This window comes from Hydrocarboniphaga daqingensis, assembly GCF_900129825.1.
GTDB lineage: Bacteria > Pseudomonadota > Gammaproteobacteria > Nevskiales > Nevskiaceae > Hydrocarboniphaga > Hydrocarboniphaga daqingensis.
Map to the genome: position 1 here is coordinate 562720 of NZ_FQWZ01000001.1, position 16456 is coordinate 579175.

The 16456-nt window shown below is 67.0% G+C and carries 17 protein-coding genes; 6 read left to right on the plus strand and 11 right to left on the minus strand.

Annotated features, from left to right (window positions below):
• Positions 1 to 87 precede the first annotated feature (87 nt).
• The 5 genes from BUB09_RS02510 to BUB09_RS02530 all read left to right on the plus strand — a co-directional run bounded on the left by BUB09_RS02510 (position 88) and on the right by BUB09_RS02530 (position 5510).
• Entirely contained in the window at positions 88 to 951 is an 864-nt protein-coding gene (locus BUB09_RS02510) for a DNA ligase (RefSeq protein ID WP_072893611.1), read from the plus strand.
• A 91-nt stretch (positions 952 to 1042) separates the two neighbouring features.
• Entirely contained in the window at positions 1043 to 2383 is a 1341-nt protein-coding gene (astB, locus tag BUB09_RS02515; protein WP_072893614.1) for an N-succinylarginine dihydrolase, read from the plus strand.
• Positions 2384 to 2415: 32 nt separating this feature from the next.
• Positions 2416 to 2904: a GNAT family N-acetyltransferase gene (locus tag BUB09_RS02520; protein WP_072893616.1), complete on the plus strand. Its 489-nt coding sequence runs from the start codon at positions 2416 to 2418 to the stop codon at positions 2902 to 2904.
• A 57-nt stretch (positions 2905 to 2961) separates the two neighbouring features.
• On the plus strand, positions 2962 to 4662 hold the full coding sequence (locus BUB09_RS02525; protein WP_072893618.1) for an ExeA family protein: 1701 nt from the start codon (positions 2962 to 2964) through the stop codon (positions 4660 to 4662).
• The gene (locus tag BUB09_RS02530) at positions 4659 to 5510 is read left to right on the plus strand and encodes a general secretion pathway protein GspB (RefSeq protein WP_072893620.1); all 852 of its coding nucleotides are present in this window, start codon (positions 4659 to 4661) and stop codon (positions 5508 to 5510) included. The genes BUB09_RS02525 and BUB09_RS02530 overlap by 4 nt, the downstream gene beginning before the upstream one ends.
• Positions 5511 to 5550: 40 nt before the next feature.
• Here the strand turns inward: BUB09_RS02530 and BUB09_RS02535 are convergent, their stop codons facing one another.
• The 8 genes from BUB09_RS02535 to cysM form a co-directional block, all read right to left on the minus strand.
• A complete protein-coding gene (locus BUB09_RS02535) occupies positions 5551 to 6321 on the minus strand; it encodes an S-methyl-5'-thioinosine phosphorylase (protein WP_072893622.1) in 771 nt (256 codons plus the stop codon).
• A 2-nt stretch (positions 6322 to 6323) separates the two neighbouring features.
• Positions 6324 to 6920 (minus strand): hypoxanthine-guanine phosphoribosyltransferase, encoded by a 597-nt coding sequence (locus BUB09_RS02540; RefSeq protein WP_072893625.1) that lies wholly within the window; start codon positions 6918 to 6920, stop codon positions 6324 to 6326.
• A complete protein-coding gene (gene nagZ, locus BUB09_RS02545) occupies positions 6917 to 7894 on the minus strand; it encodes a beta-N-acetylhexosaminidase (RefSeq protein WP_245793067.1) in 978 nt (325 codons plus the stop codon). The genes BUB09_RS02540 and nagZ overlap by 4 nt, the downstream gene beginning before the upstream one ends.
• An 84-nt stretch (positions 7895 to 7978) precedes the next feature.
• Positions 7979 to 8470 (minus strand): L,D-transpeptidase, encoded by a 492-nt coding sequence (locus BUB09_RS02550; RefSeq protein WP_072893627.1) that lies wholly within the window; start codon positions 8468 to 8470, stop codon positions 7979 to 7981.
• Positions 8451 to 8924 (minus strand): CYTH domain-containing protein, encoded by a 474-nt coding sequence (locus BUB09_RS02555; protein WP_072893630.1) that lies wholly within the window; start codon positions 8922 to 8924, stop codon positions 8451 to 8453. Before BUB09_RS02555 ends, BUB09_RS02550 begins: the two co-directional genes overlap by 20 nt.
• Before the next feature lie 47 nt (positions 8925 to 8971).
• Positions 8972 to 10294: a 23S rRNA (uracil(1939)-C(5))-methyltransferase RlmD gene (gene rlmD / locus BUB09_RS02560; RefSeq protein ID WP_072893633.1), complete on the minus strand. Its 1323-nt coding sequence runs from the start codon at positions 10292 to 10294 to the stop codon at positions 8972 to 8974.
• Positions 10294 to 11094 (minus strand): 3'-5' exonuclease, encoded by an 801-nt coding sequence (locus tag BUB09_RS02565; RefSeq protein ID WP_072893636.1) that lies wholly within the window; start codon positions 11092 to 11094, stop codon positions 10294 to 10296. The genes rlmD and BUB09_RS02565 overlap by 1 nt, the downstream gene beginning before the upstream one ends.
• A gap of 31 nt (positions 11095 to 11125) precedes the next feature.
• Positions 11126 to 12016: a cysteine synthase CysM gene (gene cysM / locus BUB09_RS02570; RefSeq protein ID WP_072893639.1), complete on the minus strand. Its 891-nt coding sequence runs from the start codon at positions 12014 to 12016 to the stop codon at positions 11126 to 11128.
• Positions 12017 to 12071: 55 nt separating this feature from the next.
• Here cysM and BUB09_RS02575 point away from each other — a divergent pair, with 55 nt between their 5' ends.
• Positions 12072 to 14387: an ATP-binding protein gene (locus BUB09_RS02575; protein WP_072893642.1), complete on the plus strand. Its 2316-nt coding sequence runs from the start codon at positions 12072 to 12074 to the stop codon at positions 14385 to 14387.
• A gap of 17 nt (positions 14388 to 14404) precedes the next feature.
• On the opposite strand, the gene acpS is transcribed toward BUB09_RS02575, so the two are convergent.
• The 3 genes from acpS to BUB09_RS02590 form a co-directional block, all read right to left on the minus strand.
• Positions 14405 to 14866 carry a holo-ACP synthase gene (gene acpS / locus BUB09_RS02580; protein ID WP_217650209.1) on the minus strand — a complete coding sequence of 154 codons (462 nt, stop codon included), beginning with the start codon at positions 14864 to 14866 and terminating at the stop codon, positions 14405 to 14407.
• Positions 14867 to 15604 (minus strand): pyridoxine 5'-phosphate synthase, encoded by a 738-nt coding sequence (locus BUB09_RS02585; RefSeq protein WP_072893645.1) that lies wholly within the window; start codon positions 15602 to 15604, stop codon positions 14867 to 14869.
• Between the two features lie 84 nt (positions 15605 to 15688).
• Positions 15689 to 16429 carry a hypothetical protein gene (locus BUB09_RS02590; RefSeq protein ID WP_072893648.1) on the minus strand — a complete coding sequence of 247 codons (741 nt, stop codon included), beginning with the start codon at positions 16427 to 16429 and terminating at the stop codon, positions 15689 to 15691.
• Positions 16430 to 16456: the final 27 nt, after the last annotated feature.

Here is a 16456-nt window from a genome sequence, read left to right on the forward strand (position 1 = left end):
CGACCCGTCATTGCAAGCGCGATGCAGCGCGCAGACGCAAGCCGGGCGGCAGCGTTCACTGGCAGGGCCCTTCGACCGGACCCGGCCATGTCCCAACCTGCCTCCGCGCTATGGCGCGCTAACGCGCTGATCTTCGGCCTGCTGCTGACGGCGGTCGCCCGCTCGCAGACGCCGCCGCCGATGCAACTGGCCGAGACTCATCACCTGGGCGAGCCGCTCGACATCCCGGCTTACTGGGTCAGCGAGAAGTACGACGGTGTCCGCGCCTGGTGGGACGGTCAGCAGCTGCTGAGCCGCAGCGGCCATCGCCTGTCGGCGCCCGCGTGGTTCACCGCCTGCTTGCCGCGCGATGCGAGGCTCGACGGCGAGCTGTGGACCCGTCGCGGCGACTTCGAAAACCTGTCCGGCATTGTCCGGCGCAGCGTCCCCGACGACGCGGATTGGCGACAGATTCACTACCGCGTGTTCGACCTGCCGCTCGCGCCGGGTCGCTTCGAACAGCGGCATCAGCGGCTGTTGGAGCTGAAGGCCGCTGCTGGCTGCCGCTGGTTCGAGGTCGTTGAGCAACGCGCTCTGGCCGATGCACCGGCGCTGGCCTCGCTGCTGGCCCGCGTCGTTGCCGATGGCGGTGAGGGCCTGATGCTGCGCCGTCGCGACGCGCCGTACACCGCCGGCCGCAATCGCGATCTGCTCAAGCTCAAACCGGCCGACGATGCCGAGGCGGTCGTGATCGCGCATCAAGCCGGACGCGGCAAGTACCAAGGCATGGTCGGCGCGCTGCGCGTGCGTCGCGACGACGGCGCCGAGTTCGCGATCGGCAGTGGCCTGTCCGATGCGCAGCGGCGCAACCCGCCGCCGATCGGCAGCACGATCACTTATGCCTACAACGGTCTGACGCGGTCAGGGCTGCCGCGTTTCGCTCGATTCGTCCGGGTCCGCCAGGACCCTTGAATCACCCGGTGCGTCGGCGAACCCTCATGCACTGCGCCGCCGGGGGCGGCACACTAAGCCGTACCCGCGCCAACGCCAGACCACGCCGACGATGCACGACACCCACGAATACAACTTCGACGGCCTGGTCGGGCCCACCCATAACTATGCTGGCCTTGCGGCCGGCAATCTGGCGTCGGCGCGCAACGCCGATCAAGCCTCGGACCCGCGCGGCGCCGCATTGCAGGGCTTGCACAAGGCGCAGGCCCTGCAGGCGCTCGGCTTGCGGCAGGGCATTCTGCCGCCGCAGGAGCGTCCCAATCTGGCCGCGCTGCGGCGGCTTGGCTATTCCGGCCGCGACCGCGACGTGCTGGCCAAGGTCCGAGCCGAGGCCCCTGGTTTGCTGGCCGCGGTCAGCTCGGCCTCGTCGATGTGGACGGCCAATGCCGGCACCGTGGCACCCAGCGCCGATACCGCCGACGGCCTCGTGCATTTCACGCCGGCCAATCTGTGCAGCAACCTGCATCGGTCGCTAGAACCCCAGACCAGCGCGCGGGTGCTGGCCGCTACGTTCGCCAGTTCGGCGCACTTCGTTCATCACGAAGCCTTGCCGGCGACGCCGGCGATGGGCGACGAAGGCGCGGCCAATCACACCCGGCTGTGCGGCGAGTATGGCGAGCCCGGTTTGCAGTTGTTCGTCTACGGCCGCGGTAATGATGACGAGCCGGCGCCGATCCGCTTTCCGGCGCGGCAAACGCGCGCCGCCTGCGAGGCACTGGCGCGGCTGCATCAACTGTCGCCGGCACACACGCGGCTGCAGCTGCAAAACCCGGCCGTGGTCGATGCCGGCGTGTTCCACAACGACGTGATCGCAGTCGGCAATCGCGAGGTGCTGCTGTATCACGAGGACGCGTTCGTCGACGCGGCCGCGCTGCGTCAGTGGATCGGCAGCCAATGGCGCGGCAGCCGCGCGCCGGTGTTCATCGAAGTGCCGCGCGCACGCGTCAGCGTTGCCGAAGCGGTCAGTTCGTACTTGTTCAACAGCCAGCTGATCTGTCCGCCGGGCGGCGGCATGCAGATGATCGTCGCCAGCGAATGCCAAGAGCATCCGCGCGTCTGGGACGAGATCGAGCGCATCGTCGCCGACCCGACCAACCCGATCACGCAGGTTCGGGTGTTCGATCTGCGCCAGTCGATGCGCAACGGCGGTGGACCGGCGTGCCTGCGGCTGCGCGTGGTGTTGACCGCCGACGAGCGCGATGCGGTCAATGCCGGCAGCTGGCTGACACCCGAGCGTTACGATGCGCTGGTGGCGTGGGTACGACAGCATTATCGCGACCGGCTGGTGCTGGCCGACCTCGCCGACCCGCAACTGCTCGACGAGACGCGCACCGCGCTGGACCGGCTGACGCAGATTCTCGGCTTGGGCAGCATCTACGACTTTCAGCGCTGAGCACCGCGGCGCGCAGCGGACAAGAGCATCCGATGAATCTGAGCTATCACTGGCGCCGCTGGGCGGACTTGCGCCCCGACGAGCTGTACGCGTTCCTGAAGCTGCGCAGCGACATCTTCGTTGTCGAGCAGAACTGCGTGTTCTCCGACATGGACGGCATCGACCCGCAATGCGAGCACTTGCTCGGCATTGACGCCGACAACATCGTCCGGGCTTATCTGCGCATCGTGCCGCCCGGCGTGCAGCGCCCGCACAGCCCCTCGCCGCCGGCACCCGGGCCGGCGATCGGCCGCGTCGTCGTCGCTGTGGAGGCGCGTGGCAACGGCACCGGTCGCCGCCTGATGCAGCAGGCCCTGTCCTGGTGCGGCGCAGGTTATGCCGGCCAGCCGGTGTCGCTGTCGGGCCAGCAGCACCTGGAAGCGTTCTACGCGTCGCTCGGCTTTGTCACGCACAGCGCGCCGTATCTCGAAGACGGCATCTGGCACGTCGACATGCAACGCCCCGGTATACTCGCCTCCTGACCGGCGCGCCCGGCAGTCCCGCTGCCCACCGACTCTGCTCGAAACCCGACCCGCGACGTGTACGCCCAGTTCTTCAACCTCCGGGAGATGCCGTTCACGATCACACCGGATCCGAGCTATCTGTACCTGTCGCCCCGGCACCAGGAAGCGCTCGGCCACCTGCTGTATGGCACCGGTCAATATGGCGGCTTCGTTCAGCTGACCGGTGAAGTCGGCACCGGCAAAACCACGGTCGTGCGGACGCTGCTGGAGCAGAAGCTCACCGACGTCGACGTGGCGATGATCCACAACCCGAGCCAGAACGAGCTGCAATTCGTGCAGTCGATCTGCGACGAATTGGGCGTGGTCTACGACGCGGCGACACTGACACTCAAGACGCTGGTCGATGCACTCAACGTCCATCTGCTGGCGGTCCACGCCGCCGGCCGGCGCACCGTCTTGATCATCGACGAAGCGCAGAATCTGCCGCGCGACGTGCTCGAACAAGTGCGGCTGCTAACCAACCTCGAGACGCATAAGGAAAAGCTGCTGCGAATCATGCTGGTCGGCCAGCCCGAACTGAGCGAGTTGCTGGCGCGCCCGGACCTGCGTCAGCTCGCCAGCCGCATCACGGCGCGCTACCACCTGATGCCGTTGTCCGAAACCGAAACCGGGGAATACATCCGCCATCGGTTGCGCGTGGCCGGCAGTCACGAGGACATCTTTTCGACCACGGCAGTTCGCGAGATTCATCGTGCGGCACGCGGTGTGCCGCGGCTGATCAACATTCTGTGCGACCGCGCACTGCTTGGCGCCTACGCCCAAGGCGCGCGACGCGTCACACCCGAGACGGTGCGCAAGGCAGCGGGCGAATCCATCGGACTGGCCGCGAACAGCGGCACTGACCGGCTGCCGATCCGCTGGCGACCTTCGTTGCTGCAGATCGAGTCGGCGCTGGCCGTCGTCGCCTTGGTGATCGCCGGGCTGCTGCTGTACCGCACGTTCGCCGGCGGCCCGGCTGCCGATCCCGCGCCGGTCGCCGCTGCGCCGTCGGCACCCGCGGCAGCGCCGTCTGGCGAAGTCACGGCCACCGCCGCCGATGCCGTCACCCCCGCTGCGCCCTCGCCGGCCGTGGCCGAGGAATCCACGTCCGCTACGGCCACGGCCACGGCCGACCTGACCACGCTGCTGCAGTCGGCCCAGCCGCTGACGGCGACGGTCAGCCAGCTGATCCGGCTTTGGGACCAGAACATCGTGATCCCGCGTGGTGCCAACGTCTGCCGCGAGCTGTCCACGCAGGGGCTGGAGTGCTACCGCAACCGGGGCGAATGGTCCGACCTGCGCAGCATCAACCGCCCGGCCATCCTGTCGCTGACCACCGGTCGCGGCGAGATCCAGCATGTGCTGCTGCGCCAACTGACCGCCACCACCGCCACGCTTGATACCCGCACTGGCCCGATCACGATCGCGCTCGACCCGCTCGATGCGCTGTGGTCCGGCGAGTACCTGCTGCTGTGGAAGCGGGAAACCGACGACACCTATCTTTCTCCTGGTGTCCGCAGCCCGGCGGTGGCCTGGGTGCGGCGGCGCCTGGCCCGCGACGCCGGCAAGCCCCTGGCCGAACCGGTATCCGACTTGTACGACGCGGCATTGGTCGAGCAGATCAAGCGCTTCCAGACCCAGCGCGAACTCGACTCCGATGGCGTCATCGGGACGCGGACCTGGATTGCACTGGGCACCGAAGGTCCGGATGGACCGCTGCTGGCGACACCACGATGAGCTTCATCCTCGACGCGCTGCGCAAGGCCGAGCGCGACCGCAATCTGGGCCAAGCGCCGCGCATGGAAGACGTCGCGCTGGCGCCCGAGACCGCGCCCGGCACGACCCCGGCGCCGGCCAAGCGGCCGCTGCGCTGGCTGATCGCGCTGGCGCTGATGTTGATCGCTGCCGCCATCGCGGTATCCGCATGGCGACAGCGCCATCCGCAGACGAAACTCGAATCGCCGGTCGCCGACGGTATCGTGACGGCGACGGTGCGCGGCCCGGCGCCGGCCGATCGCGGTCCGGCTGAGACCCCAGCTCCGAGTCGGCCCGCGGCGGCGCCAGCGGCACCGGCGCCGAGCACGGCGCCTGCGTTGCCGGACGACGAGGCGCTCAATTCGTTCGACGATCTGGAGGCGGTTTCGCCGGACGACGCCGCTCAGGCCGGGATCGCCGATGGGCGTGCGCCCGTCGACGCCAGCATCGACCGCGAGCCGCCGGTCGACTTCATCGCCCGCGCGCCGGATGCAGCCTCGGACAGGCCGATCGTCGAACCGGCCGAGCCGCGGTCGGCAGCACCCACCGCCGCAGTCGAAGCGGCGGCCAGCGCATCGGCGGACGACAGCCTGTCGCTGCCGGCAGTGCCGTTATCCGATATGCCCAGTGACTATCGCCGCGACTTTCCAGCGCTGAGCGTCGAGGTGCACGTCTGGGACGGCGAGCCGTCGCGACGCTTCGTGCTGATCGGTGGCAAGCGCTACGTCGAAGGCCAGCCGCTGGCCGAAGGACCGCAGCTGCTGCAGATCACCCAGGACGGGTTGGTGCTCGAATACCGCGGATCCCGCGTCGCTTATTCACTGCAGTAGCTATTCACTGCAGTAGCTATTCACTGCAGTAGCGGCGCGCTCAGTGCGCGCCAGCGAGCAGCGCCGGCATGGCGCCGGCCAGAATCGTCCTGACCTTGGCCATGCCCTGCGCCACCGACTGCTCGATCTCGGCGTGAATGCCGGCACTGCCGGTGTTCAGGCCGGCGCACCAGTTCACCGACACGGCCAGACAGGCGTAGCGCAAGCCCAGTTCGATCGCCAGCGGCGCTTCTGGAAAGCTGGTCATGCCGATCATGTCGCAGCCGTCGCGCTGCGCGCGGCGGATTTCGGCCGGTGTTTCCAGCCGCGGCCCTTGGGTGACGCCCATCACGCCCTGATCGGCGATCGCGACGTGTGCAGCCTGCGCCGCCGCGATCAGTGCGGCGCGCAGCGCTGGATGGTACGGATGTTCCATCTCCACATGATGCAGCTGCGAATCGGCGCTACCGTCGGACAGCGTGTGCTCGCGCCCAAAGGTGTAGTCGATCGCATCGTGCGGCACGCCGACCGCCGCCGGTGCATAGCCGGGCGTGATGCCGCCGACGGCGGCGATCGCGATCACATCGGTGATGCCGGCATCGCGCAGCGCGCACAGGTTGGCGCGGTAGTTGATCAAGTGCGGCGGAATCTTGTGGCCTTCGCCGTGACGGGCCAGAAAGCAGGCCTCGACACCGTCGACACGACCCAGCAGCAACGGCGCCGATGGCGCACCGTAGCGCGTCGTGCGCTCGTCACGCCGCTGGATCTGCAAGCCGGGCCACTGGTTCATACCCGTGCCGCCGATGATCGCGATACGACGCTCGAGCGCCATGGCTACAGCCCCTTGACGGCGTAGATCGCCGGCAGCTGCCGCCAGTATTCCTTGTAGTCCATGCCGCAGCCGAACACGTAGCGGTCCTCGACTTTGACACCGACGAACTCGGCCACCGCGCCGGGCGCGCGACGGTCGTGCAGCTTTTCGCAGGTCACCGCGACGGCAAAGCTCGCGGGCTGGAATTCCAGCAGGGCCTTGCGAATCGCCACCAGCGTATAGCCCTCGTCGAGAATGTCGTCGATGACCAGCACGTGCCGGCCGCTGATGCGCTTGGCGTCGGGCTGACGCTTCCACACCAAGCCGCCACCGGTGGTGGCGCCGCGATAGCGCGTCGCGTGCAGATAATCCTGTTCGAATGCGAACGGCAGGCGGCTGACGATTTCGGCCGTCGGCAGCAGGCCGCCGTTCATCACGGTCAGGATCAGCGGATTGAGGTCGGCATATCGCGCGGTGATCTCGTGACCGAGCCGGTCATACGCGGCCTTGACCGCTGCGGCGTCGTGCAGGCAATCCGCCTCGGCCATCACGGCGCGGGCTTCGGCCAGCGTGGCGGCGATCTGCGCCTGCAGATCGACATGCGGGGTTTTGGGTTTCATCGGCTGCCAGTCTCCTGTCGATACAGCGCAGCCAGTCGCTGCGAGCTGCTGCGTTTGGGTTTGAGGGTGGGGCTCAGCGCGTCGAGCAGCGACACACACGCGGCGCGGTCGTTGCACACCGGCAGCATGTCGCAGCCGGCGTCGAGCGCCATCCGTGCGCGCTCTTCCATGTTGCCGACGACCGCCGCGCCGTTCATCGACAGGTCGTCACAGAAAATCGCGCCGCGGAAGCCGAGCTTGCGACGCAGTAGCGTGGCGATCCACTTGCGCGACAACGAGGCCGGCGTGGCGTCGAGCGCGGTATAGCGCACATGCGCCATCATCAGCGACTCGATGCCGTCGTCGATCAGCGCCTTGAACGGTGCCAGGTCCAGCGCTTCGATCGTCGCCATCGGCCGGCGGTCGATCGGCAGTTCCAGATGCGAGTCGGCGACGACGTTGCCGTGCCCCGGAAAATGCTTGCCGGTGGACGCCATGCCGGCGCTGCGCAAACCAGCGCGCAGCGCGCGCGCCAGTGCGATCACCGTCTGCGGGTCGGACGAAAACGCGCGATCACCGATGATCTGGCTGATACCGGTGTCGACATCGAGTACCGGCGCAAAGCACAGGTCGAAGCCGTAGCCCGCCAGCTCGCGGCCGATCGTCGCGCCCCAGTGCTGCGCCTCATGGCAGGCGCGCGTCGCGTCTTCCAGATACAGGCGGCCCAGCGTCGCCATCGCCGGCACGCGCGTGAAGCCGACACGAAAGCGCTGCACGCGGCCGCCTTCATGGTCCACGGCCAGCAACAGGCGCGGCGATTTCAGCGCCAGCAAGTCCTTGCACAGCGCCGCCAGTTGCACGGGGTCGTGATAGTTGCGCGTGAACAGAATCACGCCGCCGACCAGCGGATGGCGCAGCAACTCGCGGTCCTCGGCGTTGAGTTCGTGGCCGGAGATGTCGGCCATGATCGGGCCGATCAGTTTGGAAGACGCCATGCGCTTGCGGTTCTTTGGCTGTGGAGTAACGGGTAGAGGAATCGATGCGACAGGGAACGACAATACGGTACCGGCAATCGATGGCTATTCGTGCAGCAGCACGCGGGTACCCGCCGGCACCCGGTCAAACAGATCGACGACATCATCGGTGCTCATGCGCACGCAGCCATGCGACGCCGGTACGCCCAGCGGCTGCACCGGCGGCGTGCCATGGATGTAGATATAGCGGCGAAACGTATCGACACAGCCGAGCCGGTTGCGTCCCGGCTCCAAGCCCGACAGCCACAGGATGCGGCCCAGAATCCAGTCGCGCTGCGGGTGGGCGTGGTGCAAAGCCGGCGACCAGACTTCGCCGGTTGGGCGACGACCGCGAAACACGGCAGTGGGCGGCGCGCCGGCACCGATTCGCGCGCGCACCTGATGCCAGCCGCGCGGCGTCATGCCCGATCCACCGATTTCGCCGACGCCGTTGATGCCGGTCGACACCGGGTACTCGCGCAGCGTCGCGCCATCGCGGCGCAAGCTCAGCCGCTGGTGCCGCAGGTCGACATGCAGTTCAGGCAGACCAGCGCGCATACGGATGACTGGCCAGCGCGTTGTTGTAGTAGCGGTGCTCGGACGTCACTTCGGCGCCGAGCCAGTCGGGCCGCGCGAAGGTTTCAGTCTCGCTGCGCAGTTCCACTTCCGCGACGACCAAGCCGGCGTTGTCACCTTCGAACTCGTCGATTTCCCACAGATGGCCGCCATGATCGACGTAGTGACGGGTCTTCAGGATCAGACCGCGGCACAGCGTGTTGATCATCTGCTCGGCTTCGTCAGCAGGGATCGTGTACTCGTATTCCGCACGCGACATGCCGACGATCGCCTGCTTGACGTTGAGCTTGCCCACGTCGCCTTCGACGCGCACGCGCACCGATGCCGGACCGTCTTGCGGCGTCAGGTAGCCATGTCGCATCGCGATGCGCTTGTGCGCCTGCGTGCGCCAGCCGTCGCCGGTGACCAGAAACTTGCGTTCGATTTCCAGCGCCATCGTCAGGTACTCAGCGGCAAAGCGGCATTGTATGGGTCGCGCCCGGCTCAGGCCCGCTCGAACAGCGCCATGCTCTCGACATGGGCCGTATGTGGAAACATGTCCATTACGCCAGCACGCACCAGGCGATAGCCGTGTTCGTGCACCAGCAAGCCGGCGTCACGCGCCAGCGTGCCCGGATGGCATGACACGTACAGGATGCGCCGCGCCTTGAGCCGGCCGAGCAGCGGCAGGATTTCCTGCGCACCCGCGCGCGGCGGGTCGAGCAGCACCGCGTCGTAGTCACGCACGGCCCACGGCGCATCGGCCTGAGGCTCGAACAGATTGGCGCGATCGAATTCGATCGTCAGTCCGAGGCGTTCGGCGTTGTCGCGGGCCCGCTGTACCAGTGCGGCCTCGCCTTCGACGGCAAACACCTGCGCGCCGGCCCGCGCCAGCGGAATCGTGAAGTTGCCCAGGCCGCTGAACAGCTCGAGCACGCGCTCGCCCGGCTGCGGCGCCAGCCAGTCCATCGCCTGCGCGACCGCCTTGCGACTCAGCTCGCCGTTGACCTGGATGAAATCGGTCGGCCGGAAGTGCAAGCGGTCGGGTTCCTGCAGCGGCGCATACGACAGCTCACGCGGTGGCGGCGTCAGCGGCGCAACGGTGTCGGGTCCGCCCGGCTGCAGATAAAACTCGACATCGTGCTCGATCGCGAAGGCGCGCAACGCGGCGAGGTCGGATTCGGTCGGCGGCGCCATCACACGCAACACCAGCGCCACGGGCTCGGCCGTCGCCACTTCGATCTGCGGCAACTGGGCACGGATGCTCAGGCCGGCGATCAAGCTCCCGAGCGCCCTCAGCCGTTCGCCAACGCGAGGATCGAGCACCACGCAGGATTCGAGCGCTGCCAGAAACGAGCTTTCGCGCTCGCGGAAACCGACCAATACCGTGTCGCGCTTGCCGACGTACTTGGCGCCGAGTCGCGCGCGGCGCCGGTAGCCCCAGACCGGTCCAGTCAATGGCTCGGCAACCTGCACCGGCGCCACCTTGCCGATCCGGGCCAGCGCTTCGATCAGCTGCTTGTGCTTGTAGCGCACCTGGGCCTCGGGCGACAGATGCTGCAAGGCGCAGCCACCACAGACACCAAAATGCGCGCAGCGCGGCGACACCCGATCCGGCGAGGCCCGGTCGACGCCCACGGTCTGGCCTTCATCGACGTCGCGCGACACGCGGACATAGCGGAAGCGCACCTGCTCGCCCGGCAAGGCATCGGCGATGAACACGACCTTGCCGTCGAGCCGCGCAACGCCACGGCCATCCTCGGCCAGATCAACAACGTCGGCGACGAACTCGCCGGTCGGGAGGGGTTTGCGACGGTGACGCGCCATCAGTGATCTTCATCCGGTTCGAACGCCGGGTCCCACGCGACGGCGAACTCGGCCCAGTGCGGCTCGTCGGAGGCGGCAAGGTAATCGCGCACGCGATCGAGCTCGGTGAGGAGCTCGTCGGCCGTCAGATGGCCGCGCATGCGCTGAAATTTCAAATAAACCAGCCAAGTGTTCAGCACGTCGGTTTCGCAGTAGGCGCGGATATCGGCAATGCCGCCGCTGCGCCAGGCGTCGAACACCTTGGAGCCGTCCATGCCGAGCTTGCCCGGGAAGCCGAGCAACAGCGCAATCTCATGCAGCGGCGCGTTGTTGCGGCCGCTGTACAGCGCCAGCACATCCATCAGATCGGTGTGCTTGAACTCGTAGCGCTTGAGATAGTTGTTCCACTTGCTGTCGCGGTCGAACAGCCCGTTGTCCCAGTAGGCCTTGGCTTGTACGCCGTGCACCAGCGCGCGGTAGTGCAGCACTGGCAGGTCGAAGCCGCCGCCGTTCCACGACACCAGCGTCGGCCGGTAGCGTTCGATGCCGTCGAAGAAGCGCTGCACCAGCTCGGCTTCGCCGGCACTCTCGTCACCGAGCGACCACACGCGCAGGTCGGTTGCGGTGCGCAACACGCAGGAGATTGCGACGATTTTCTGCAGATGCGCCGGCATGAAGTCGTTGCCGCGCCGCGCCCAGCGCTGCGCACGCAGCGCCATCCACACCTCGTCGTCCGGCGCGTCCGGCATTTCGAGAATGCGGCGGGCGCCGGCAATGTCGGGGATGGTCTCGATGTCGAAGACCAGCGTCGGTTCGGTCATGGCAGTGGCACCGCCTCGGCGGCGCAGGCGGTCAGTCGGGGAAAACGCCAGTGGAGATGTAGCGGTCGCCACGGTCGCAGATGATGCAGGCGATCGTCGCGTGCTCCAGCGTCTGGCACAGCTGCAGCGCCGCCCAGACCGAGCCACCGGACGACGGGCCGCAGAAGATGCCCTCGGTACGCGCCAGCGCATGCATCGTGGCTTCCGCGTCGCGGGCAGTGACTTCGATGACGCGGTCGACGCGGCGCCGATCAAAGATCTTGGGCAGGTATTCCTCCGGCCATTTGCGAATGCCGGGGATCGAGCTTTCGCCCTGCGGCTGCACACCGACGATCTGGATCGCCGGGTTCTGCTCCTTGAGGAAGCGCCCGGTGCCCATGATCGTACCGGTGGTGCCCATCGTCGCGACAAAGTGCGTGATGCTGCCGTCGGTGTCGCGCCAGATTTCGGGGCCAGTGCCCTCGTAGTGCGCGCGCGGGTTGTCCGGGTTGGCGAACTGATCCAACACACGTCCCTGCCCTTCGGCCTGCATCCGCTGCGCCAGATCGCGCGCGCCCTCCATGCCCTCTTCCTTGCTGACGAGTACGATTTCGGCGCCGAACGCCTTCATCGCCGCACGCCGCTCGGCGCTCATATGAGCGGGCATGATCAGCCGCATGCGATAACCCCGCATCGCGGCGGCCATCGCCAGCGCGATGCCGGTGTTGCCCGACGTGGCTTCAATCAGCAGATCGCCGGGCTTGATCTCGCCGCGCTCCTCGGCGCGACGGATCATCGAATACGCCGGCCTGTCCTTGACCGAACCCGCCGGATTGTTGCCTTCCAGCTTGGCCAGCAGCCGGTTGCTGCCGATACCCGGCAGACGCCGCAACTCGACCAGCGGGGTATTGCCGATAAAATCGGCGAGCGGGTGGCTTTTCATGGATGTGGTCATGTCAGATAAATGGAGTTTAGCCGATGCCCCTGTGTGACCGCCGATGAGCGCGCTTCCGCCCCCACCCGCCGGCTGGCGTGGCGTACTGCGCCGCTTGCTTCACGCCCTCGGCTGGCTGGCGCCGTCGGTGCTGACCACGGTAATGAGCGCCGTGCTGTGGTGGCTGATCGACGAGCCGCGGCCGTCGTGGCTGGGCCTGCTACTGGGATTCAATCTGGCGGCGATTCTGGCGCTGAATCTGTATCAGCTGCTGCGCTGGAACCAAGTGCTGCGCGACCTCGACAGTACGCTGCGCAACATCGCGCAAGGTCGGCTCGAAGCGCGACTGACGCGCACGCTGCCACCGGGTGCGCAGCAGATCGGCCATCGTCTGAACCAGATCAGCCAGCAGATGCTGGGCTACCGCGACCAACTGGAGCTGCGCATGCAGACGGCCGTCGGTCGCCTGCGCTCCGACCTGGAGCAAGCCAAGACCGATCTGCGACAGGCTCAGCTGCAGCTGACCCGCATCCAAACCGAGTTTCGCCAGCAGTCCGAGCGGTTTTCCGGCATGACGCACGAGCTGCGCACACCGTTGACGGCGATCCTGGGTTTTTCCGACTTGCTGCGTAAAACCCGGCTGACCGAGCATCAGGACGACTATCTGGCCACGCTCGACCGCAGCGCGCGCGGCCTGCTGTCGATGCTCAACGACGTGCTCGACTGGAGCCGTATCGAAGCCGGCCGGCTGACGCTGAACCTGGAGCGTTTCGACCTCGGCGACGCGGTCGAAGACGTGATCGCACTGCTGGCACCGCTGGCCTATGAGAAGCAGCTGGAACTGGTCCACATCATCTATCACGACGTGCCGCTGCAACTCGACGGCGACGCGCAGCGGCTGCGCCAGGTGCTGACCAACCTGCTGTCGAACGCGATCAAGTTCACCGAGTACGGCGAAGTCGTGCTGCGGGTCATGAAGGAGCGCGAGCAAGGCAGCCGCGTCTGGATCCGGGCGTCGGTGACCGACAGCGGCGTGGGTCTGACCGAGAAGCAACAGCAGCGGCTGTTCCAGCCGTTCGAACAGATGCAAGGCGTCAATCGCCAGCCTGGCACCGGGCTGGGCCTGACGATCGTCAAGAAGCTGGTCGACTTGATGGCCGGCAGCATCAGCGTGCAAAGCGAACCCGGACATGGCTCGACGTTCAGCGTGCTGCTCGAACTGGGCGCGGCCAACACCGCGACACAGGCCTGGGACCATCTGCGCGGACGGCGCATTTGGGCTTGCGAAACCCATCCGACCGCCGGCCTGGCTCTGAGCCATTCACTGCAGTTCTGGGGCATCGACGTCAGCCCGTTCGAGGATGTCGGCGTGCTGACATCGCGGCTGCGCCATGCGCCGCGTGCCAACCGGCCTGACTTGATCATCGTCGGCCTCAAGCCGGGCGACCTGAAACAAGAGGCGATGCAAACCTTGGGCAGCTTGTGCATGGACGCCCAGCCACCGCTGCTGACGCTGCTGAGCTCGGCCTCGCCGTCCGACCAGCAGGACGCAATCGACCTGGGCGCCGCACGCGCGTTGCCCAAGTCGGTCGGACGGCTGCAGCTGTACCGCGAACTGTGCGATCTGGTGCGCATCGGCCGCGCCAAGCCGATGCTCGACAGCCAGACGCTGCTGATCGCCGACAACAATCCGTCGAATCTGCGCTATCTGGCCGCGCTAGGGCGTGAGCTGGGCGCCGTGGTACTCGAAGCCCGCGACGGCGACGAAGCCCTGCAGATCTGGCGGTCCCAGGGCTGCAACTTCGCGTTGATCGACTACCGGATGCCGGGCACTGACGGCGCCGGCGTGATCCGCGAGATTCGTATCGCCGAAGCCGATCCTTCCTTTGCAAGGCCGCGCACGCGCCTGGTGGCGACGTCCGCGCATTTGACGCCGGTGGACCGCAACGCGCTACGCGAAGCCGGTGCGGACGAAGTGCTGATCAAGCCGTTCGACGAAGCGCAGCTGCTGCGCGCGCTGACGCCGACGCTGGCACGCGAGCTCACGCTGATTCCCGGCCCATCACGGCTGGCACAGGATGCCGAGCTGCTGGAACTGCTGCGCGAAGAACTACCGTTGCAACTCAAGGACCTCGAAGACGCATTCGCACGAGGCGACGCGATCGCGGCACGCGCAGCGGCGCACACGCTCAATGGCACCGCTGCGTTTTATCAGCTGACGCAGCTGAAAGCGGTCGCCAGCGACATGGAACAACAGCTGGCCGCGTCTGCCTTCAGCGGCGTCACCGCCGGCGGGCTGACGCGATTGCGGGCGGCGCTCTACGAAACCTTGGGCGGCATCGGCGCGACGACGCCAACCTCCGAAGCCGCCGCGCGCTGAGCCGGCCCGCACGCCGCCTAGCGTTGACGCTCCAGCGTCACGACGGCGCAGACCAGATCGACTTCATCGCTCAGGCTCAAGTGCATGGCACCAATGCCGCGTGCCGCCAGCATCGCGGCAGCACGCGGCGATACGCAGAGCTGCGGCGGCCCCAGCGGGACCCGCGTCCAACCGACATCGTCGTGGGCCATGCCGCGAAAGCCGGTGCCCAAGGCTTTGACGAAAGCCTCCTTAACCGCAAATGACTTGGCCAGGAAGTTGACCGGATCGCGCGCCTGGTCGAAGCGCGCCCGCTCCAGCGGATGCAGCATCCGCTGCACCAGCCGCTGCGGATGCCGCTCATATACTTTCGCCATCCGCGAGATGTGCAACAGGTCGACGCCGGTACCGTAGATCACCGGACCGGCTGCCGAGGCGGCGGCTGCCGGCGCACGGGCGACGCCGCGCGCATAACAGCCACTGCGCGCCGACGACCGCATTCAGCCGCGTCCCTTGCGCATTTCGGCGGCCATTTCGCGGACCGCCTCGCCGATACCGACCATCAATGCGCGGGCCACGATCGCGTGCCCGATGTTCAGTTCGACAATCTCGGCGATGCCGGCCACCGCAGCGACGTTGTGCAGGTTCAAACCGTGCCCGGCGTGCACCTCGATGCCGGCCTGGTGGGCCAGCTTGGCGAACTGGTCAATCACGACGAATTCGGCAGCAGCCGTTTCGAAATGCGCAGCGTCGGCGTAGCGCCCGGTGTGAATCTCCAAGTGCGGCGCACCGCTGGCGATGCACGCTTCGAGTTGCTGCGGATCGGGGTCGACGAACAGGCTGGTCACGATGCCGGCATCGGCCAGGGCGTCACAAACGGCGCGGATACGCGGCAGTTGCCCGGCGATGTCGAGGCCGCCTTCGGTGGTGCGCTCCTCGCGCTTCTCGGGCACCAGGCAGACGTAGGCGGGCTTCAAGCGTCGCGCAATCGCCACCATCTCGTCGGTGACGGCCATTTCCAGATTAACCGGCACCTTGCTGACGGCCAGCAGGCGCTGCACGTCGTGGTCCTGGATATGCCGGCGATCTTCGCGCAAGTGCACCGTGATCGAATGGGCGCCCGCATGTGCGGCGATCAGCGCCGCTTCCACCGGGTCGGGATACGGTGCGCCACGTGCTTGCCGGACCGTGGCCACATGGTCGACGTTGACGCCCAGACGCAGTTCGGGAGGAGACATACCGGCACCCTGCAGGATTGGGCCGGCATTGTAGACCGCAGCTTGGCCGGCGCGCGGCCGCCAAGCTGCGATCCGTCAACGCATTTACAGATTGAAGCGATAACCCAGCGCGAAGCTGATGGCCGGGTAGATCTTGTAGTCGCTGGCATCATCCTCGACGTCGGCGCGCTCGGCTTCGAGGTTGGCTTGGAACACCTGCGATTCGATCGATCCGTCGTCGACGTCGAACGAGTTGCCGGTGTCGACATTGACGGCGCTACCGGACGCGTCGAGTTTGACCTTGGCTGCGCCCTGGAAGTACGCACCCAACTCGAAGCGGAAATACACGTTCGATGCGCCCTGGATCGCGTTGCCCCAGCCCAAGCCCAGATACGGTACGGCCGAGTTGAAGTCCAAGCCGCCGTTCAGACGCAGCGGATCGGTGGTATCCGACACGTAGGTGCCGCCGCCGACCTCGTACTCCTCGGTGCCGCTGGGATCGGACGCCTTCAGATCGAGCTGGTTGCCGTTGCTGTACAAGCCGGCGCTCAGATAGAAGCTGCCCTTGAACGGATGCAGGTCGAGCTGCACGCCGACGCTCTTCAAGTCGAGCGTGCCTTCGTACTCGATGCCGTCTTCGGTCTGATCGTAGTCGTAGCTGAACACGTTGAAAGGAACACGCAGATTGAGCCGGTCGGTCAGCCCGATCGTGCCCTCGGCGCCCAGACCCAGCGTTCCGACGCGCAGACCGCCTGCCACCGCCGTTGCCGCCTGTGCGGTGCCGCTGCAAGCAGCGGCCGCAGCCAGAATCAACGCCGCTGCTGTACCCCGTTGGGTCAACTTCATCACGCCCTCCTCATGAGATGGATATTG

What these genes read in the sequence shown, in the direction of transcription:
- BUB09_RS02510 (WP_072893611.1), top strand. Translation starts at nt 88, where the DNA reads ATGTCCCAACCTGCCTCCGCGCTATGGCGCGCTAACGCGCTGATCTTC.
- astB (WP_072893614.1), top strand. Translation starts at nt 1,043, where the DNA reads ATGCACGACACCCACGAATACAACTTCGACGGCCTGGTCGGGCCCACC.
- BUB09_RS02520 (WP_072893616.1), top strand. Translation starts at nt 2,416, where the DNA reads ATGAATCTGAGCTATCACTGGCGCCGCTGGGCGGACTTGCGCCCCGAC.
- BUB09_RS02530 (WP_072893620.1), top strand. Translation starts at nt 4,659, where the DNA reads ATGAGCTTCATCCTCGACGCGCTGCGCAAGGCCGAGCGCGACCGCAAT.
- BUB09_RS02535 (WP_072893622.1), bottom strand. Translation starts at nt 6,321, where the DNA reads ATGGCGCTCGAGCGTCGTATCGCGATCATCGGCGGCACGGGTATGAAC.
- BUB09_RS02540 (WP_072893625.1), bottom strand. Translation starts at nt 6,920, where the DNA reads ATGAAACCCAAAACCCCGCATGTCGATCTGCAGGCGCAGATCGCCGCC.
- nagZ (WP_245793067.1), bottom strand. Translation starts at nt 7,894, where the DNA reads ATGGCGTCTTCCAAACTGATCGGCCCGATCATGGCCGACATCTCCGGC.
- BUB09_RS02550 (WP_072893627.1), bottom strand. Translation starts at nt 8,470, where the DNA reads ATGCGCGCTGGTCTGCCTGAACTGCATGTCGACCTGCGGCACCAGCGG.
- BUB09_RS02555 (WP_072893630.1), bottom strand. Translation starts at nt 8,924, where the DNA reads ATGGCGCTGGAAATCGAACGCAAGTTTCTGGTCACCGGCGACGGCTGG.
- rlmD (WP_072893633.1), bottom strand. Translation starts at nt 10,294, where the DNA reads ATGGCGCGTCACCGTCGCAAACCCCTCCCGACCGGCGAGTTCGTCGCC.
- BUB09_RS02565 (WP_072893636.1), bottom strand. Translation starts at nt 11,094, where the DNA reads ATGACCGAACCGACGCTGGTCTTCGACATCGAGACCATCCCCGACATT.
- cysM (WP_072893639.1), bottom strand. Translation starts at nt 12,016, where the DNA reads ATGAAAAGCCACCCGCTCGCCGATTTTATCGGCAATACCCCGCTGGTC.
- BUB09_RS02575 (WP_072893642.1), top strand. Translation starts at nt 12,072, where the DNA reads ATGAGCGCGCTTCCGCCCCCACCCGCCGGCTGGCGTGGCGTACTGCGC.
- acpS (WP_217650209.1), bottom strand. Translation starts at nt 14,866, where the DNA reads ATGCGGTCGTCGGCGCGCAGTGGCTGTTATGCGCGCGGCGTCGCCCGT.
- BUB09_RS02585 (WP_072893645.1), bottom strand. Translation starts at nt 15,604, where the DNA reads ATGTCTCCTCCCGAACTGCGTCTGGGCGTCAACGTCGACCATGTGGCC.
- BUB09_RS02590 (WP_072893648.1), bottom strand. Translation starts at nt 16,429, where the DNA reads ATGAAGTTGACCCAACGGGGTACAGCAGCGGCGTTGATTCTGGCTGCG.